The 17,063-nt window shown below is 59.8% G+C and carries 12 protein-coding genes; 3 read left to right on the top strand and 9 right to left on the bottom strand.

All coding sequences use genetic code 11. From position 1 onward, the window contains the following. Positions 1-5: 5 nt before the first annotated feature. Positions 6-644: a TetR/AcrR family transcriptional regulator gene (locus CFBP1590_RS20245; RefSeq protein WP_058431971.1), complete on the bottom strand. Its 639-nt coding sequence runs from the start codon at positions 642-644 to the stop codon at positions 6-8. Between the two features lie 91 nt (positions 645-735). On the opposite strand from CFBP1590_RS20245, the gene CFBP1590_RS20240 reads away from it, so the two are divergent. Together CFBP1590_RS20240 and CFBP1590_RS20235 are read left to right on the top strand one after the other, a co-directional pair. Then, entirely contained in the window at positions 736-1,836 is a 1,101-nt protein-coding gene (locus tag CFBP1590_RS20240) for an efflux RND transporter periplasmic adaptor subunit (RefSeq protein WP_088236442.1), read from the top strand. Positions 1,837-1,841: 5 nt separating this feature from the next. Beyond that, a complete protein-coding gene (locus CFBP1590_RS20235; protein ID WP_088235808.1) occupies positions 1,842-4,910 on the top strand; it encodes an efflux RND transporter permease subunit in 3,069 nt (1,022 codons plus the stop codon). Positions 4,911-5,240: 330 nt separating this feature from the next. On the opposite strand, the gene CFBP1590_RS20230 is transcribed toward CFBP1590_RS20235, so the two are convergent. The 6 genes from CFBP1590_RS20230 to CFBP1590_RS20205 form a co-directional block, all read right to left on the bottom strand. Then, entirely contained in the window at positions 5,241-5,930 is a 690-nt protein-coding gene (locus CFBP1590_RS20230) for a DUF4197 domain-containing protein (protein ID WP_004878979.1), read from the bottom strand. 228 nt (positions 5,931-6,158) lie between these two features. Beyond that, positions 6,159-8,660: a glycerol-3-phosphate 1-O-acyltransferase PlsB gene (plsB, locus tag CFBP1590_RS20225; protein ID WP_088235807.1), complete on the bottom strand. Its 2,502-nt coding sequence runs from the start codon at positions 8,658-8,660 to the stop codon at positions 6,159-6,161. Positions 8,661-9,390: 730 nt separating this feature from the next. Beyond that, entirely contained in the window at positions 9,391-9,768 is a 378-nt protein-coding gene (locus CFBP1590_RS20220; protein ID WP_004878983.1) for a hypothetical protein, read from the bottom strand. Positions 9,769-9,788: 20 nt separating this feature from the next. Further along, positions 9,789-10,598, bottom strand: a complete 810-nt coding sequence (locus CFBP1590_RS20215) for a putative RNA methyltransferase (protein WP_029241722.1) — start codon at positions 10,596-10,598, stop codon at positions 9,789-9,791. Next, positions 10,598-11,749 carry a succinyl-diaminopimelate desuccinylase gene (dapE, locus tag CFBP1590_RS20210; RefSeq protein ID WP_088235806.1) on the bottom strand — a complete coding sequence of 384 codons (1,152 nt, stop codon included), beginning with the start codon at positions 11,747-11,749 and terminating at the stop codon, positions 10,598-10,600. Before dapE ends, CFBP1590_RS20215 begins: the two co-directional genes overlap by 1 nt. Before the next feature lie 99 nt (positions 11,750-11,848). Continuing rightward, on the bottom strand, positions 11,849-14,359 hold the full coding sequence (locus CFBP1590_RS20205; RefSeq protein WP_058431975.1) for a glycosyltransferase family 2 protein: 2,511 nt from the start codon (positions 14,357-14,359) through the stop codon (positions 11,849-11,851). 221 nt (positions 14,360-14,580) lie between these two features. On the opposite strand from CFBP1590_RS20205, the gene tcdA reads away from it, so the two are divergent. Next, positions 14,581-15,411, top strand: coding sequence for a tRNA cyclic N6-threonylcarbamoyladenosine(37) synthase TcdA (tcdA, locus tag CFBP1590_RS20200; protein WP_058431976.1), 831 nt, complete (start codon positions 14,581-14,583; stop codon positions 15,409-15,411). Here tcdA and CFBP1590_RS20195 read toward each other — a convergent pair. Both CFBP1590_RS20195 and CFBP1590_RS20190 read right to left on the bottom strand, forming a co-directional pair. Continuing rightward, positions 15,402-15,809: a SufE family protein gene (locus CFBP1590_RS20195; protein WP_004878995.1), complete on the bottom strand. Its 408-nt coding sequence runs from the start codon at positions 15,807-15,809 to the stop codon at positions 15,402-15,404. The genes tcdA and CFBP1590_RS20195 overlap by 10 nt on opposite strands. Further along, a complete protein-coding gene (locus tag CFBP1590_RS20190) occupies positions 15,806-17,011 on the bottom strand; it encodes an aminotransferase class V-fold PLP-dependent enzyme (protein WP_088235805.1) in 1,206 nt (401 codons plus the stop codon). Before CFBP1590_RS20190 ends, CFBP1590_RS20195 begins: the two co-directional genes overlap by 4 nt. Between the last annotated feature and the right edge of the window lie 52 nt (positions 17,012-17,063).

Genomic DNA, 17,063 nt, shown 5'->3' with positions numbered 1-17,063 from the left:
GTCCGTCACTGTTCAGGCTGATAGGCCCGCATGAACAGTTTCACGACTTCCTGCACATGCCGCTCAGCGGTATCCGCGTCCGGTGGTGTGCTGCATCCCACCAGCAGCCGGAAGTTGTGAATGCCTTTGACCATGTTCAGAAAATGCTCGGCAGCCCTGCGCGGGCTTTCGATGCGCAGGCTGCCGGTTACGTCGATCTCGACCAGCACACGTTCCATCTCGCTGACGAGCTTTTGCGGACCGGCCTCGAAGAAAATCATCGACAGCTGCGGGTCCTGAGTGCCCAGCGTCACCATCAAGCGATGCAGGTCGAGGGATTCCGGGCTGTTGACCAGACACTGAAAGGCACGGGCGATATTCAGCAGCGCTGTCTCGACCGTCGCGCCTTCTGCCAGATGAAACAGCGCGGCAGGCATCTGCTCTTCGCAACGCGCCACCACGGCGGCTGAAAACAGCGTTTCCTTGTCGGTGAAATGGCTGTAGACCGTGAGTTTGGAGACGCCGGCTTCGCTGGCGATCGCATCCATGCTGGTGTTCACGTAGCCATTGCTGACAAACAGATTCTTCGCGGATTCGAGAATGGCCTTGCGTTTCTCGAGGTCCTTGGGACGGCCGGGGCCGCTGTTGGATGGGGTATCAGGCATAAGGTTCAAATAATGTACTGGTGAGTTTGATAATTTTTAATATACTCGCCAGTACAATTATTCCAAGCCTGTTTTGATGAAGGTTTACATCATGCTCCGCGATGTCATGCCGCTTCTCGTGCCACTGTGTCTGGTCTCGCTGCTGACAGCGTGCGGTCAGGAAACCACCGCCCCGGTTTTCGTGCGCCCCGCGATGGTGGTGCAGCCGCTGCCTTCCGCTCAATCCATGGACAGCTACCCTGGCGAAGTGCGTGCCCGCTTTGAGCCTGAGCTGGCGTTTCGTATTGCCGGCAAGGTCAGCAAGCGGCTGGTCGAGGAGGGGCAGCGGGTCAAGGCCAACCAGCCCCTTGCCGAACTGGATGCGCAGGACGTACGCCTGCAACTGGACGCCACTCGTGCACAAGTCGCTGCCGCCGAAGCCAACCTGCAACTGGTGCGTTCCGAGCGGGATCGGTACAAGACCCTGCTTGATCGGCAGATGGTCAGCCGCTCGCAATACGATAACGCCGAAAACCTCTATCGCGCAGGCGAAGCCCGACTCAAGCAGATCAAGGCCGAGCTGACGGTGGCTGACAATCAGACGGCTTACGCCGTGCTGCGTGCTTCTCAGGACGGCGTGATCGCCAGGCGCTCGGTCGAGGTCGGGCAGGTGGTTGCTGCCGGGCAGACTGTCTTCACCCTGGCCACCGACGGTGAGCGAGAAGTGCTGATCAGCCTTCCGGAACAGAATTTTGCCCGCTTCAAGGTCGGCCAGCCGGTCTCTGTCGAGCTCTGGACACTGCGCGATCAGCGCTTCCCAGGCCGTATTCGTGAGCTGTCACCGTCCGCCGATCCCCGTTCGCGCACCTTTGCGGCGCGGGTGGCGTTTGCCAGCGGGCAGGTTCCCGCAGAGCTGGGCCAGAGCGCACGGGTATTCATTGCGGCCCAGCATGCCGTGCCGCTGGCGGTGCCGCTCTCGGCGGTTACCGCCGAGAACGGAGCGACGTATGTCTGGCGTGTCAGCCCCGACAGCACTGTGACGCGAGTCCCGGTCCAGGTCGGCCCGTACGGTCAGGAGTCGGTGCCAATCGTTCAGGGCGTGCAGGAAACCGACTGGATCGTGGCCGCAGGTGGGCATGTATTGCGTGAGGGTGAGCGTGTCCGTCCGGTGGATCGCAGCAATCGGGCCGTGAAACTGGCTGCCAAGGAGTAGGCCCGATGCACTTCAATCTTTCCGAATGGGCGCTGCGTCACCGCCAGGTCGTGCTGTATCTGATGATCGTTCTGGCCATCGTGGGCGCGCTGTCCTACACCAAACTGGGGCAGAGTGAAGATCCGCCCTTCACCTTCAAGGCCATGGTGATCCGCACGTTGTGGCCGGGCGCCAGCGCCGAAGAAGTGGCGCGGCAGGTCACGGATCGCATCGAAAAGAAGCTGATGGAAACCGGTGAGTACGAGCGCATTGCGTCGTTCTCGCGGCCGGGAGAATCCACCGTCACCTTCGTGGCGCGTGATTCGATCTTTTCCGCCTACCTGCCTGATCTCTGGTATCAGATCCGCAAGAAGGTCGGCGATATTCGCCAGAACCTGCCGCCCGACGTTCAAGGGCCTTTTTTCAACGATGAGTTTGGTACGACCTTCGGCAATATCTATGCGCTGACCGGCCAGGGTTTTGATTACGCGGTACTCAAAGATTACGCCGACCGGATTCAGATTCAGCTGCAACGGGTCAAGGATGTTGGCAAGGTCGAGCTGATTGGCCTGCAGGACGAGAAGATCTGGATCGAGCTGTCCAACGTCAAGCTGGCCACGTTGGGCTTGCCGTTGCAACAGGTGCAACAGGCACTGCAGGCGCAGAACGCGGTGTCCTCGGCAAGCTTCTTCGAGACTTCCAGCGAACGCATCCAGCTGCGGGTCAGCGGGCAGTTTCAAAGCGTGGACGAGATCCGCAACTTCCCGATCCGCGTGGGCGACCGCACGTTTCGAATCAGCGATCTGGCGGATGTACACCGTGGCTTCAACGACCCGCCTGCGCCGCGCATGCGCTTCATGGACGAGGATGCGATTGGTCTGGCAGTGGCCATGAAGGACGGCGGCGACATTCTGGTGCTGGGACGAGCGCTGGAAACCGAGTTCGCCCGGTTACAGAAAAACCTTCCGGTCGGCATGCAGTTGCGCAAGGTGTCCGATCAGCCAGCTGCGGTGAAGACCGGTGTCGGCGAGTTCGTTCAGGTGCTGGCCGAAGCGCTGATCATCGTGTTGCTGGTGAGCTTCTTCTCGCTGGGTGTTCGCACCGGCATGGTGGTCGCACTGGCCATTCCGCTGGTGCTGGCGATGACCTTTGCGACCATGTATTACCTGGGCATCGGCCTGCACAAGATTTCGCTGGGGGCGCTGGTGCTTGCCCTGGGTCTGTTGGTGGATGACGCGATCATTGCCGTGGAAATGATGGCGATCAAGATGGAGCAGGGCTACGACCGGCTCAAGGCCGCCAGCTTCGCCTGGACCAGTACGGCATTCCCGATGCTGACCGGCACGCTGATCACGGCAGCTGGCTTCTTGCCGATTGCCACCGCGCAATCGAGTACCGGTGAGTACACACGTTCGATCTTTCAGGTGGTGACCATCGCGCTCATTGCCTCGTGGATCGCGGCAGTCATGTTCGTGCCTTATCTGGGCGACCGTCTATTGCCGGATCTCGCCAAGCGGCATGCAGCCAAGCATGGCAGCCATGCCCCCGATCCCTATGCGACGCCGTTCTACAAACGTGTCCGCGCACTGGTGGGCTGGTGCGTACGGCGCCGCAAGACCGTTATTGTCGCCACGGTCGGTTTGTTCGTCCTGTCGGTGGTGATGTTCAAGTTTGTCCCGCAGCAGTTCTTCCCGGCTTCCGGGCGTCTGGAACTGATGGTGGACCTGAAGCTGGCCGAAGGCTCGTCGCTGGTCAACACCGGCGAGCAGGTCAAGCGTCTGGAACAGATGCTCAAGGGCCACGAAGGCATCGACAATTACGTCGCTTACGTGGGCACCGGCTCGCCGCGTTTCTACCTGCCACTGGACCAGCAACTGCCTGCGCCCAGCTTCGCCCAGTTCGTGGTGCTCACCCGCAGCATCGAGGATCGCGAGGCGCTGCGCAGCTGGCTGATCACTCATCTCAATGAACAGTTTCCGACCCTGCGCTCCAGGGTGACGCGTCTGGAAAACGGCCCGCCTGTGGGCTATCCGGTGCAGTTCCGTGTCACTGGCGAGCACATCGAAGTGGTCAGGGCGCTGGCGCGCAAGGTGCAGGACAAGGTTCGCGAGAATCCTCATGTGTCCAATGTCCACCTGGACTGGGAGGAGCCGAGCAAAGTCGTGCACCTGAATATCGATCAGGATCGCGCACGGGCGCTGGGCGTGACCACCGCCGACCTCTCGGCCTTTCTGCGCAACTCGCTCACCGGTTCAACCGTCAGTCAGTATCGCGAAGACGACGAACTGGTAGACATCATGGTGCGCGGCACACGCAATGAGCGCGAGCAGCTGGAAGCGCTGTCCAGTCTGGCCGTTCCGACGCAAAACGGCGCCAGCGTCGCGCTGTCTCAGGTGGCGACGCTGGAGTACGGATTTGAAGAAGGCGTGATCTGGCACCGCAACCGCCTGCCCAGTGTGACCGTGCGTGCTGACATCTATGGCAAGGATCAACCGGCGACGCTGGTGAAGCAGATCATGCCGACCCTGGATGGGGTACGCGCCGAGTTGCCGGACGGTTATCTGCTGGAGGTTGGCGGTACGGTGGAGGATTCCGCACGCGGACAGAACTCGGTGAACGCAGGCGTTCCCTTGTTCATCGTGGTCGTGTTGACCCTGCTGATGATCCAGTTGCGCAGCTTCTCACGCATGCTCATGGTGTTCGTGACCGCACCGCTTGGCCTGATCGGGGTGACGCTGTTCCTGCTGATCTTCAATCAACCGTTCGGCTTCGTGGCCATGCTGGGCACCATTGCGCTGTCGGGGATGATCATGCGCAACTCGGTGATTCTGGTGGATCAGATCGAGCAGGACATCGCCGCAGGCCTGGATCAGTGGCACGCGATCATCGAAGCCACAGTGCGTCGCTTCCGGCCCATCGTGTTGACGGCTCTTGCGGCCGTACTGGCAATGATCCCGCTGTCGCGCAGCCTGTTCTTCGGCCCGATGGCCGTGGCCATTATGGGTGGTCTGATCGTGGCTACCGCGCTGACGCTGCTGTTTCTGCCCGCGCTGTATGCGGCGTGGTTCAGGGTGAAGAAGGTTCAGGGCATGTAAGTCGGCTGACATCGAGGCGAGTATCGGGCCGTGGGAGGCGTCACTACGTCTTCGACGTAGCGCTGCCGCGCAGCAAACACCGGACTGTGGGCGCGGACTTGTCCGCGAAGAGGTGGTACAGCCGATGAAAGTTCAGCGACTGAAATGCAGCATTCGCGGACAAACGGAACGCCGCCCGGTCCGCTCCCACAAAATCCAGTTTCTTCAGTGGCTTACAGGTTGTTCGATAAGAGGCGGCTTGCCGGCGATGAACGATGACGCGTTTTTTCTGGCATACCGCGTCGACCTCATCGCCGGCAACCCGCCTCCCACGAGTTCATGACGACGTACTTACAACGCGCCAAACACTTTCTTCGCCAGTCCTGTTGCGGCGGCGGCCGGGTTGGCGCGGATGCTTTCTTCCTGCTTGGCGATCATCTCGAACAGGCCATTGAGCGCCTGCTCTGTCACGTAGCTTTCGATGTTCGCGCTTTTGGTGTCCAGCAGGCCCAGTGATGACGCCTTGCCTGCGAACGCGTTGTACTTCTGCGCCAGACCGACCTGATCGGTGGCTTTCTTGACGATGGGCAGGAATTTGGTACGGATCTGCTCGCGGCTGCTACTGCTCAAGTATTGCGTTGCCGAATCCTTGCCACCGCTGAGAATCGACTTGGCGTCGGTCACGCTCATCTTCTTCACCGCATCCACCAGCAGCGCCTGGGCTTGTGGGACGGCAGCTTCTGCTGCCTGGTTCATGCTGGTTTCCAGCTGATCGACCTGAGTGCCCATGCCGAGCATTTTCATTTTCTTGGCGACCTGACCCAGTTTGCCTGGTAGTTCGATACGCACTTCCTCGTTCTTGCTGAAACCACCCGGCACGCCCAGTTGCTTGACCGCAACCTGTGCGCCCTGGGTCAGGGCATCCTTGAGGCCGCCTGTAGCATCGGATTGCGACAGATCACCCAGCGACAGGGCGAAGACGTTGGCCGACAGCAGCAGGCCTGCACAGAGGCCGGCAAAGGAAAACGTGGGGCGAAGCATGGCAGCATCCTTTTTGGTGAGGTCTTGGAAGCAGCGTCGAGGCAGATATCGGCGCTGTATGCATTGAGCGTATCAGGAAGTCGGTGCGGGTGTTTGACACCGGGAAAATGAGCGAGGCTCAAACGAGCATCAGGCGGACCCTATATGGGGCGAGCGAGGGGACACGGCTGCTGGACGGACAGCGGGGCACGAAAATGCCCCGCTGACACAGGCTTCTTCAAGTGAGAACTACGCCGCTCCTTCCTCGGCGCTGATGTTTTGCTCATCTTCACCGCTATGCAATGCCACCTGACGGATCGACAACCTGATTTCGGCTGGCAATACGCGTTTCGCGGCGCCTTCAGCCAGTTCACCCAGCAGCGGGTGGTAACTCAGCTTGCCCGCTGTGTCCTTGCGCAATACGCCTAGGTCGAGCAGGGTCTGGATGAAGTGGCGGAACAGGCTCTTGTCGAAGAATTCCGGCGCGTTGAGGCCGTGCAGAATCGACAGTCGCTGGGCCATGACCGTACACAGGTCCTCCAGCTCTTCGGGGGTCAGGCTTTTCTGACCGCTATTGAGCAGCAGAGCGATGGCCATGTAAAAGCGCTGCAGGGTCTGGGCGATGGCGCGGGACAGCAGGGTCAACAGCACGAACTCGCGCGAGCTTGGCTCCGGGCGGATGTACACGTCGTCCTTGCGACGCAGCAGGCCCTGCTCGACAAAGGCGGCCAGCCACTGATCCACGACCTCATCCAGCTCGTTGAGCGGCCAGCGGATGAACAGCTCGGATTGAAGGTATGGATACAGCGCCCGTGTGTAGCGCAGGACCAGCTCCCGGCTCATGCGCGAAGAACTCTGGAAGAAACTGGCCAGCAACGACGGCAGCGCAAAAATGTGCAGCACGTTGTTGCGGTAGTAGGTCATCAGCACCGCGTTCTGTTCGTTCAGGTACAGGATCTTGCCCAGCGCATCCTTCTGTTCGGCCAGCAGGTCCATGCCTTTCACGTGCTCGATCAACGCACGGCCGTCGCCTTCCGGCAGCGTGGTGTGAGGGGAATACGGGACTGCGCGCAGCAGCGTCAGGTACAGGTCGAGCACCCGTTCCATGGCCTGGTCATCCAGCGCCAGACGATGCGTCGACAGCAACGCCACGGCTACCAGATTCATCGGGTTGACGGCAGCCGCTTCGTTCAAGTGCTGAGCCACGCGCTCACCCAGACGATGGGTGGTGCCGCTCAGCCAGTCCGGTTTGAATTGCGGGGCCAGCTCCTGTTCACGCCAGTCCGGCTGTTCGGAGTCGAGAAACTCTGCCAGCTTGATCGGTTCGCCGAAGTTCACCGACACCTGACCGAAGCGCTGCTTGAGCGCGCCGATGACTTTGAAGATGTCGAAGATCGATTCTTTCTTTTTGGTCGCACCGCGCAGTTCGCCCAGGTACGTACGGCCTTCAAGTACGCGCTCGTAACCGATGTACACCGGGATGAACACGATGGGCATGCGCGAGTTGCGCAAGAAGCTGCGCATCGTGATGGCCAGCATGCCGGTCTTGGGTTGCAGCATGCGCCCGGTACGCGAGCGGCCGCCTTCCACGAAATACTCGACCGGGAAACCCTTGGTGAAGAGGGTGTGCAGGTATTCATTGAACACGGCGGTGTACAGCGGGTTGCCCTTGAACGTGCGACGCATGAAAAACGCGCCGCCACGCCGCAACAGACTGCCGATCACCGGCATGTTGAGGTTGATGCCCGCAGCAATGTGCGGAGGCGTCAGACCATTGCGAAACAGCAGGTAGGAGAGCAGCAGGTAATCGATGTGGCTGCGATGGCAAGGCACATAAATCACTTCATGACCCGGCGCGACTTCCTGCACGCCTTCGATGTGACTGACCTTGATGCCGTCGTAAATCTTGTTCCAGAACCAGCTCAGCACCACTTCCAGAAAACGGATTGCCGAGTAGGTGTAGTCCGAAGCGATCTCGTTGCCGTAACGCAGTGCCAGCTCGCGAGCCTTTTCCTCGGAAATCTTTTCGCGCTGGGCTTCCTCAAGAATTGCCTGCTTGACCAGCGGCTCGTCCAGCAGCCCCTTGACCACGTTGCGCCGGTGCGACACGTCTGGACCGATGACAGCACTCTTCAGGTTGCGAAAGTGCACGCGCAGCAGACGTTGGGTCATGCGCAGGGTCAGCTCGTAGCCCTTGTTCTCGTCAACCAGCTCACGCAGGTGGATGGGGGCGGAAAACTGCACACGGGTCTTGCGGCCCAGAATCAGAATGCTCACCAGACGACGCAGGCGTCCTGTGACCGCCCAGCTGTCGGCGAACAGCAGCTTCCAGGCGCTCGACTCACGATCAGGCGATTGCCCCCAGAACACGCTGACTGGAATGATCTGCGCATCCTCGGTCGGGTTCTGACCGACCGCCGCCACCAGCCGCTCCAGCGTCGGTGGCGCACCGCGTTTGTCGTGACGGCCTAGCCAGTCGGGAGAGGGCGTCAGGTAGAAGAACGCTGCAGGCTCCATCAGATCGCCGACCGACACCGACAACACCGGGCGAGGCAGACCGGCCTTGCGGCATTCGGTGTCGAGCACGGCCAGATCGCTGATCGACGGCGATTGCAGGGCATAGAACACCGGCCGGCTGCGATCCAGATTGAGCGTAAAAGATGATTGATTGATTGTTTCCGAGCGAACCCAGAGGTACAGCAAACGGCGCAGCGTGCCGAATACAAGACGGCGGAACGGAGAGCGGGTCATACGGCTTCTGCTGAATAAAGGGCGGCTGCCCGAGATGGCGTCAGTGTGACGCATCCCGAGGCGATGGGCAAAAGCGGTGAAGTGATGCAGAGCGTCACGGGCTGCATGCCCACGCAGAGCACTCGCCGTTATACACAAGCCTGGAAGACGCGCAAAACGGAGCCAAACGTAAGTATCTGGCTGAATGCATACCCTGTGGGAGGCGGCTTGCCGGCGATGGCGTCCGTTCGGTCACTGATAGGCCGCTTCAGAAAAAGCATCGCCGGCAAGCCGCCTCTTATCAAACAACCTGCAACCCACTGAAGAAACTGGATTTTGTGGGAGCGGACTTGTCCGCGAAAAGGCCTGTACATCCGACGCATATGCAGTGGCTGAAATACTGCATTCGCGGACAAGTCCACTCTTATCAAAAAACCTATAACTTACTGAAGAAACGCGATTTTTTTGTAGGAGCGCGCTTGCCCGCGATAGGATCTTACAGACAGAAAATCAGCGACTGAACTGACGCAATCGCGGGCAAGCGCGCTCCCACAGTCCGTGGTTGCAGCAAGACTGAGCGCAAGCATGGGCCTGATCGGCGTACCTGAGATCACGCTGATCGTTCCCACGCTCCAGCGTGGTAACGCCTCTCAGGACGCTCCGCGTCCGGGTTGCAGGTCAACGCTATGCGTCGGCATGATCAGTTCGGCAGGGTTTGTGACTGTTGTTGAGTCCGCTGCAATCCTGTCGCTTACGACGTCTTCCAGGTGATCTCTTCTTCACCGTCGGCGCTGATGCGCATCCAGCGATCGGCGGTATCGTCGCTTTCCTCTTCCACCCATGTCCCGGGTGCGCAGCGCACCTCCACGTTCAGCGCAGCAAACGCAGCGCGGGCGCAGGCGATGTCGTCGTCCCATGGCGTCTGGTCGCTTTCCAGGTACAAGCTGTTCCACTTGCCCACGGCCTTAGGCAGCCAGGTCACAGGCACGTTGCCTGCCTTGCACTTCCAGGTCTGGCCTTTCTGTGCCCACTCGCTGCAGGGGCCAATGGCTTCGCCGAGCCACCGGGCGATGGCCTTGTGGTCGACGTCTTCGTCTTTCAGATAAATCTCGATATCGGGTTGGCGCATGGGTGCCTCTTTTTGAATGCTTATTGCAGCACGAAATAATCGTAGCGCATGGAAACGGTGACCTTGAATGGTCCGGGCTGTTCGATGACAGCGGTGCGACGTTCGGCACTGGCGCGCCAGCCATGAGGCGTCATGGCCAGCAGATCGGCGCGTGACTGACCGTCGATCAGCTTCAGGGTATAGCGCAACGTTTCGCTGTGCTGGAGTTGCATGCCTTCGGGGACCAGCGCCAAGTGTTTGTCATCCGCGTAATCGCGCACTTCGTCATACAGACGCTGGCGCAGCTCCATCAGGTGGTCGTTGGTCGGCCCGACGCGCATCAGCCCGCCACCGGGTGTCAACAGGCGCTTGGCTTCTGTCCAGTCCAGCGGGCTGAAGACGCTGGCCAGAAACTGACAACTGGCGTCCGGCAACGGCACGCGGGCCATGCTTGCCACCATCCACGTCACTTTCGGATCGCGACGGCAGGCGCGCTTTACGGCTTCACGGGAGATATCCAGCGCATACCCGTCGGACCTTGGCAGGGCTTCGGCAATTTGCGCGGTGTAATAACCCTCGCCACAACCAATGTCCAGCCAGTGAGCGGGCATACGTTCAGCCGCGAGTTCAGCGAGCCTGCGGGCTACCGGTGCGTAATGGCCCGCGTTGAGAAAATCACGCCGCGCCTCGACCATCGCCTGATTGTCGCCAGGGTCGCGGCTGTTCTTGTGCTGCACCGGCAGCAGGTTCAGATAACCCTGCCGCGCACGGTCAAAGCGATGATTGGCGGGACAGACCACGCCATTGTCGGCCGAAACGAGCGGCCCCGAGCAGATAGGACAAGTCAGCATCAGGCGAGCAACTTGACCAGTGTCTGGTAGTAGATCTCGGTCAATACATCAAGATCGCTGGCCAGAATGCGCTCGTTGACCTGATGGATCGTCGCGTTGACCGGGCCCAGTTCTACCACCTGAGTGCCCAGCGTCGCGATGAAGCGCCCGTCGGACGTACCGCCGCTGGTCGAAGCCTTGGTGTCGCGGCCGGTCACGCTCTTGATGCTCGCAGACACAGCGTCCAGCAGGGCTCCCGGCTCGGTCAGGAATGGCAGGCCGGACAGCGCCCAATCGATGTGCCAGTCCAGTTCATGCTTGTCGAGAATGGCGGCTACGCGTTGCTGCAGTCCTTCGACGGTCGACTCGGTCGAAAAGCGGAAATTGAACACCGCGACCAGATCGCCCGGAATCACGTTGGTCGCGCCGGTGCCAGAATTGAGGTTGGAAATCTGGAAGCTGGTCGGTGGAAAGAAGTCGTTGCCGTTATCCCAGTGCTCGGCAGCCAGCTCGGCCAGCGCGCCTGCAGTCAGGTGAATCGGGTTCTTCGCCAGATGCGGATAGGCAACATGACCCTGCTTGCCACGCACCGTGAGTTTGGCGCCCAGCGAACCGCGACGACCGTTCTTGACCACATCGCCCACCAGCGTGGTGCTCGACGGCTCGCCGACGATGCACCAGTCCAGACGCTCCTTGCGCACCGCCAGACGCTCGACGACCGCCTTGGTGCCGTGATGCGCCGGACCCTCTTCATCGCTGGTGATCAGAAATGCAACCGAACCACGGTGGTCCGGATGGTCAGCCACGAAACGCTCGGCCGCCACCAGCATGGCCGCCAGACTGCCCTTCATGTCCGCTGCGCCACGTCCGCACAGCATGCCGTGCTCGTCGATCAACGCATCGAACGGGTCGTTCTCCCAGGCCGTGACCGGGCCGGTCGGCACCACATCGGTGTGACCGGCGAAACACAGCACCGGACCTTCGTGGTTGCCATGGGTCGCCCAGAAATTGTCCACGTCTTCGATACGCATCGGCTCAAGCTTGAAACCGGCATCGCCCAGGCGCTGCATCATCACGGTCTGGCAGTCGGCATCGACTGGTGTGACCGACGGTCGACGGATCAGGTCGCAGGCAAGCTGCAGGGTAGGCGAAAGATCGGAAGGGGCCGTCATGTACAGAACTCCGGTAGCAAGACTGGGGGCGCGAAAAGGCCGTTATCTTATATCAAACGACGGTGTGAGGCCGTCGTTTATCAATGCATATCGAAGATGTCACGTTGCGGCGTGTGTTGTGCGACGCGCGTGAGCAGATAGCGCTGCCATCACTACCGCCGCCAGATACGGCAGCGATTTCACCACCAGTATTGCGATCCATGCCAACAGGTCGGCATCACCAGGTACATCGCTGAAACAAAGCCCGATTGCCGTCATCCAGAACAGCAATAGTATTCCGAGGTCGCTACCCGCCTCGGACAGTGCCCGCGTGTAATAACTGCCAGCGGTCTGTTTGGGGGTTCGAAAAAACGGTAGTCGTGAGGTAAAAATGCCTGAGATAACCGCTTTTCCAATAGTTGGATGCAGCGCCATACCAGCCAGAGCTGATGCCAGTGCCTCCTGGATATCGCAGCCGATCACTCGCAAATAAAGCAATATGATCTTGAAGCTTCGTAAAATGAAAATCAGCACCAGTGTAGAAGTAAAGATCCATGGCAAAGGACCGAACAGCTCGGGTGCGAGAATCATCGCCATCGTCCACGGTAAAACGATCAACGTCAGCACGAAGTTGATACCCTCCGCAGCCCATGGAGCCCAGCCCGCAAGATAGTAATAACGCTGTGTGGCATTCAATGAGCCGCAGTTGCCTGCGATCAGGCTGTTGGCGTGGCGTTTGAGTATCTGAACCGCACCATAGGCCCAGCGATAACGCTGCTTCTTGAAGTGAGTGAACGTATCAGGAATAAGTCCTTTGCCGTAGCTGGTAGCGTTGTAGCCGGTGGAGAAGTCATTTTCAATAATCCGCAGACCCAGTTCGGCATCCTCGCTGATTGACCAATGTGCCCAACGCAGTCGCTGCAGTAGCGAACGCCTGATCATTGTCATGGTGCCGTGCTGAATGATTGCATCGTGGTCGTTGCGAATTACCATGCCGATATTGAAGAAACCCCGATACTCGGCCTTGCAGCAGCGTTTGAAAAAACTCTCATCACCATCGCGATAATCCTGTGGTGACTGAATCACGCCAATCCGTGCGTCTGCGAAGTGCGGCACCATGTGCCTTAGCCACAGGCGATTGACGCAGTAGTCCGCGTCAATCACGGCGATTATTTCGGCGTCTGCGGCAGTGCGGTCCAGCAGGTAATTCAAGGCACCCGCCTTGAACCCTGATAGTGGGTCAACGTGAAAGAATCTGAAATGAGTACCCAGTTGATGGCAGTGTCGCTCGACAGGTTTCCAGACCTCAGGATCTTGGGTGTTGTTGTCGATGACCAGTACTTCAAAGTCTGGATAGTCCAAGCGGTGTAACGCATCAAGCGTCAGGATGACCATGTCTGAAGGTTCGTTGTAGCAGGGAACGTGCAGCGAAACCTTTGGCGAGTAACTGTCCTGCATGAGCCTGGAAGGAAATACCCGGTTGTGCTCCGAACCCCAGCATGCCTCCATCCATTCATGCACCTCCAGCGCGAGACTGATCAGCAGTGAGCAAGCCCAGCCCAGGCTCAACGGTAGCGCGACCCATGAGGGCAGTGATGTGCTGCCTGCCAGGCCTGCCGCTACCAGAATGCAGTAAATCGGCGCAATCACTGCGATAGCGCAGTGTCGAGATCGGGGCCGCAGAGCGGCTATCAGGCGGTGATATTCCAATCGCCAGTCGAGCGACTCTTGCACCGGCCCATTGAGCTGGATCTTCAGCTTGCGTTGGGTATCAAATAGGCCCCAATGAGGTCCTGGTGGCCCCTCGTGTGTTTTCCAGGGTTGATCGAATGCTTCAACCACAAAATAGTCGTAGCCGTGATGATTGAGCGCGTGCAGTTGGCTGCGCACGCAAGCGGATTGTTCGGCCCGAGAGCTGAACGTCCTTCTGGTAGCGCTGCCTCTGCTGGGCCAGCCGACCTCGGACAGCAATATCGGTTTGTCCGGGAATAGCTGGTGCAATTGTTCTGCCCGCGCCATGACCTCGGAGGTTGCGTACTCTGCCGTAATCGTTTGCCAGAACGGTAAGACATGGGCAGCTATGAAATCCGACTGGCGTGCCAGTTCCGGTATATATACCCATGTACTCCAGGCTTCGGAGGTGGAAACTGGCACGCTGACCTGCCGCCTGGCTAACGTCATGTAGTCCACCAAACGGGCGAGCGTAGTATCTTCGCGATAGAGGGCCTCGTTTCCAATCAACAGTCGATCAATATTGGTATAACGCCTGACCAGCTCAATGGCCGTGTTCAGCTCTGCATCGTTGTGTTTCTCATCCTGGGATATCCATGCGCCCAACGTGACGGTCATCCCCAGCGTCTGAGCCACTTCGGGAATCCAGGCCAGCGAGCCCTCGACTGAGTAAGTGCGTACGTTTCGAGTGAAAGGCCTGATGAGTAAAAGGTCTTCCTCAATCTGGACGCGTGACGGATAGCGCTTTCTGGAAGGGCTTTGTCCGGGGCGAAAAGGCGCATATGTAAAGCCGGAAACCTTCGTTGGCCAGTCGGGTATGCCCTGTAAGTTCTTTTTAAGCAGGTGGGCTGAAAAAAGAGCCGCCATGCTTTTGGTAGGGCGCGATGGGTTGCGATCCATGCAGCAATGTCCTTATTGATGCGGCGTTTCCATGTCCTTGGGTTAACTTTAGCGGTTTACAGGTGAAGTCGTTTTTCGCATTCAGAAGATTTTGTTGAGGCGGCGTAACTTTTTAGTCTGTTTGATTCAGGCAGCTTTTTGCTGATCACCGTCCGGGATGTTGAAGGTGGCGCCAGGCCCGCAAACCCCTATAATGCGCGCCGGTTTTTGAGGTATTGGTCATGAGCGCAGAAGATCCACGTTTCGCAGGCATCGCCCGGTTGTACGGTATCGAGGGGCTGGAGCGTCTGCGTGCCGCGCACGTGGCGGTGGTCGGGATCGGCGGCGTGGGGTCGTGGGCGGCGGAAGCGCTGGCGCGCAGCGGTGTGGGCGAGATTTCGCTGTTCGACATGGATGATGTCTGCGTGAGCAACACCAATCGCCAGCTGCATGCGCTGGACAGCACCGTGGGTCGTGCGAAGGTCGAGGTGATGGCCGAGCGTATTCGATCCATCAACCCGGACTGCGTGGTGCATGCGGTGGCTGACTTCGTGACCCGCGACACCATGGCCGAGTGCATCACGCCGGAGCTGGATTTCGTCATCGATTGCATCGACAGCGTCAACGCCAAGGCGGCGCTGATCTCCTGGTGCAAACGGCGCAAGATCCAGATGGTCACCACCGGTGGCGCAGGCGGTCAGATCGATCCGACGCTGATCCAGATCGCCGACCTGAACCGTACCTTCAATGATCCGCTGGCTTCCAAGGTGCGTTCGACCCTGCGCCGCGACTATGGCTTTTCGCGAACCCCGAACCGCCACTACAGCGTTCCGTGCGTGTTCTCCACCGAGCAACTGCGTTATCCGAAGCCGGATGGCAGCATTTGCCTTGAGAAGAAGTTTGTCGGTGAAGGGGTCAAGCTGGACTGCGCGGGCGGCTTTGGCGCAGTGATGATGGTCACCGCATCGTTCGGCATGATCGCCGCCACGCGCGCGGTCGACAAGCTGGTGGCGGGCACACGACGCCCTTCGGAACGGGTCAAACCTGCCGCGGCAGTTTCCGATCAGGCTTGAGTAAGCGTTCGCATCTTCTGCAGTACGGCGTTCAGGCCGTTGCTGCGCGAGGGTGACAGCTGACGGCTCAACCCCAACTGACTGAACCAGTCCGGCAAGTCCACAGCCTGCAGCTCCTCTGCCGAAAGGCCGTTCACTCTTGCCAGCAGCAGCGCAACCAGACCGCGTATCAGACGCGCATCGCTGCTGGCGCGGAACTGCCAGTGTCCGGCGTCGACATCGCCGTTCAACCAGACCTTGCTTTCACAGCCATGCACCAGATGCTCGTCCGATTTTTCGTCATCGCTCAACGGTGGCAGTTGATCGCCCCACTGCATCAGCAGGCGCGCGCGTTGCTCCCAGCCTTGCTGCTGGCTGAAGATATCGAGTGCGGTCCGGGCAAGCGGCGGAAGACTCATCTGAGCAGCTCCAGTGCCTGATCCAGTGCATTGAAAAAATGAACAAGGTCATCGGAGTCGTTGTACAGCGCGAGCGAAGCCCGGATGGCGCCCGGCAGCCCCAGGCTCTTGAGCAACGGCATGGCGCAGTGATGACCGGCACGTACGGCAATGCCCTGTTCGGTCAGCAGGTGCGCCAGATCGGCATTGTGCACGCCTTCGACCACGAAGCTGACCAGCGCCAGGTCCGGGGAGCCGAGCACTTGAATTCCGTCACGTTGTTGCAGACCTTCGAGCAGGCGGCGATGCAGTTTGAGTTCATGTTCTGCCACCGCCTGCTGGTCCAGGCTGTCGAGATAATCCAGCGTCGCACCGAGGCCGATCACACTGGCGATAGGCGGCGTACCGGCTTCGAAACCCAGCGGGGCAGGGCGAAACTTCGAATGATGATAGTCGGCGGTCAACACCATCTCGCCGCCGTACTGCCAGTGCGCAAGGCTGGGCAGCGCGTCGTTGCGGCCGAACAGCACGCCGAGTCCTTCGGGGCCGTATAGCTTGTGGCTCGAAAACACATAGAAGTCGCAGCCCAGCGCCTGAACGTCATGGCGTCCATGGACCACACCTTGTGAGCCGTCCACGACCGTCAGGGCGCCCTGTGCCTTGGCCAGGTTGATGAGCCGCTGCAGTGGCTGCCAGGTGCCGAGCACATTGGACAGCTGACTGATCGCCAGCAGCCGCGTACGGGACCCGATCAGGTGAGCGGCGGCCACGCAGTCGATGACGCCGTTGGTGTCCAGCGGCAGAACCACCAGCTTGAGGTCCAGGCGTTGCGTCAGTTGCTGCCAGGGCAGCAGGTTGGCGTGATGTTCCAGCGCACTGATGACGATTTCGTCACCCGCCGCGAACTCGTGTGCCAGACCGTAGGCGAGCAGGTTCAGCGCCGAGGTCGCGCCGTGGGTAAAAATGATCTGTCCCGAGTCGCCCGCATTGAGCCAGTGGGCCGTCTTGCTGCGGCTGTCTTCGAATGCCTGGGTGGCGTGTGCGCCGGGCAGATGCTGCGCACGATGCACATTGGCGGCACCGTTGGAGTAGTAATGAGTCAGGGCATCGATCAATGCCTGGGGTTTTTGCGTGGTGGCGGCATTGTCCAGATAGGTCTGGCCTTGCCGTTGCAGGGCGGCGATGGCAGGAAAGTCAGCGCGCCAGGGGGAAAGGAGGGGCATGATTCATCCGGCTGGGTGAAGCGGGTTCGGAACGCGGCGTTCCGAACCCGCA

Source organism: Pseudomonas viridiflava, from assembly GCF_900184295.1.
In the GTDB taxonomy this organism is placed as follows: Bacteria; Pseudomonadota; Gammaproteobacteria; order Pseudomonadales; family Pseudomonadaceae; genus Aquipseudomonas; species Aquipseudomonas viridiflava.
This window is presented reverse-complemented; position numbering and strand designations above follow the sequence as displayed.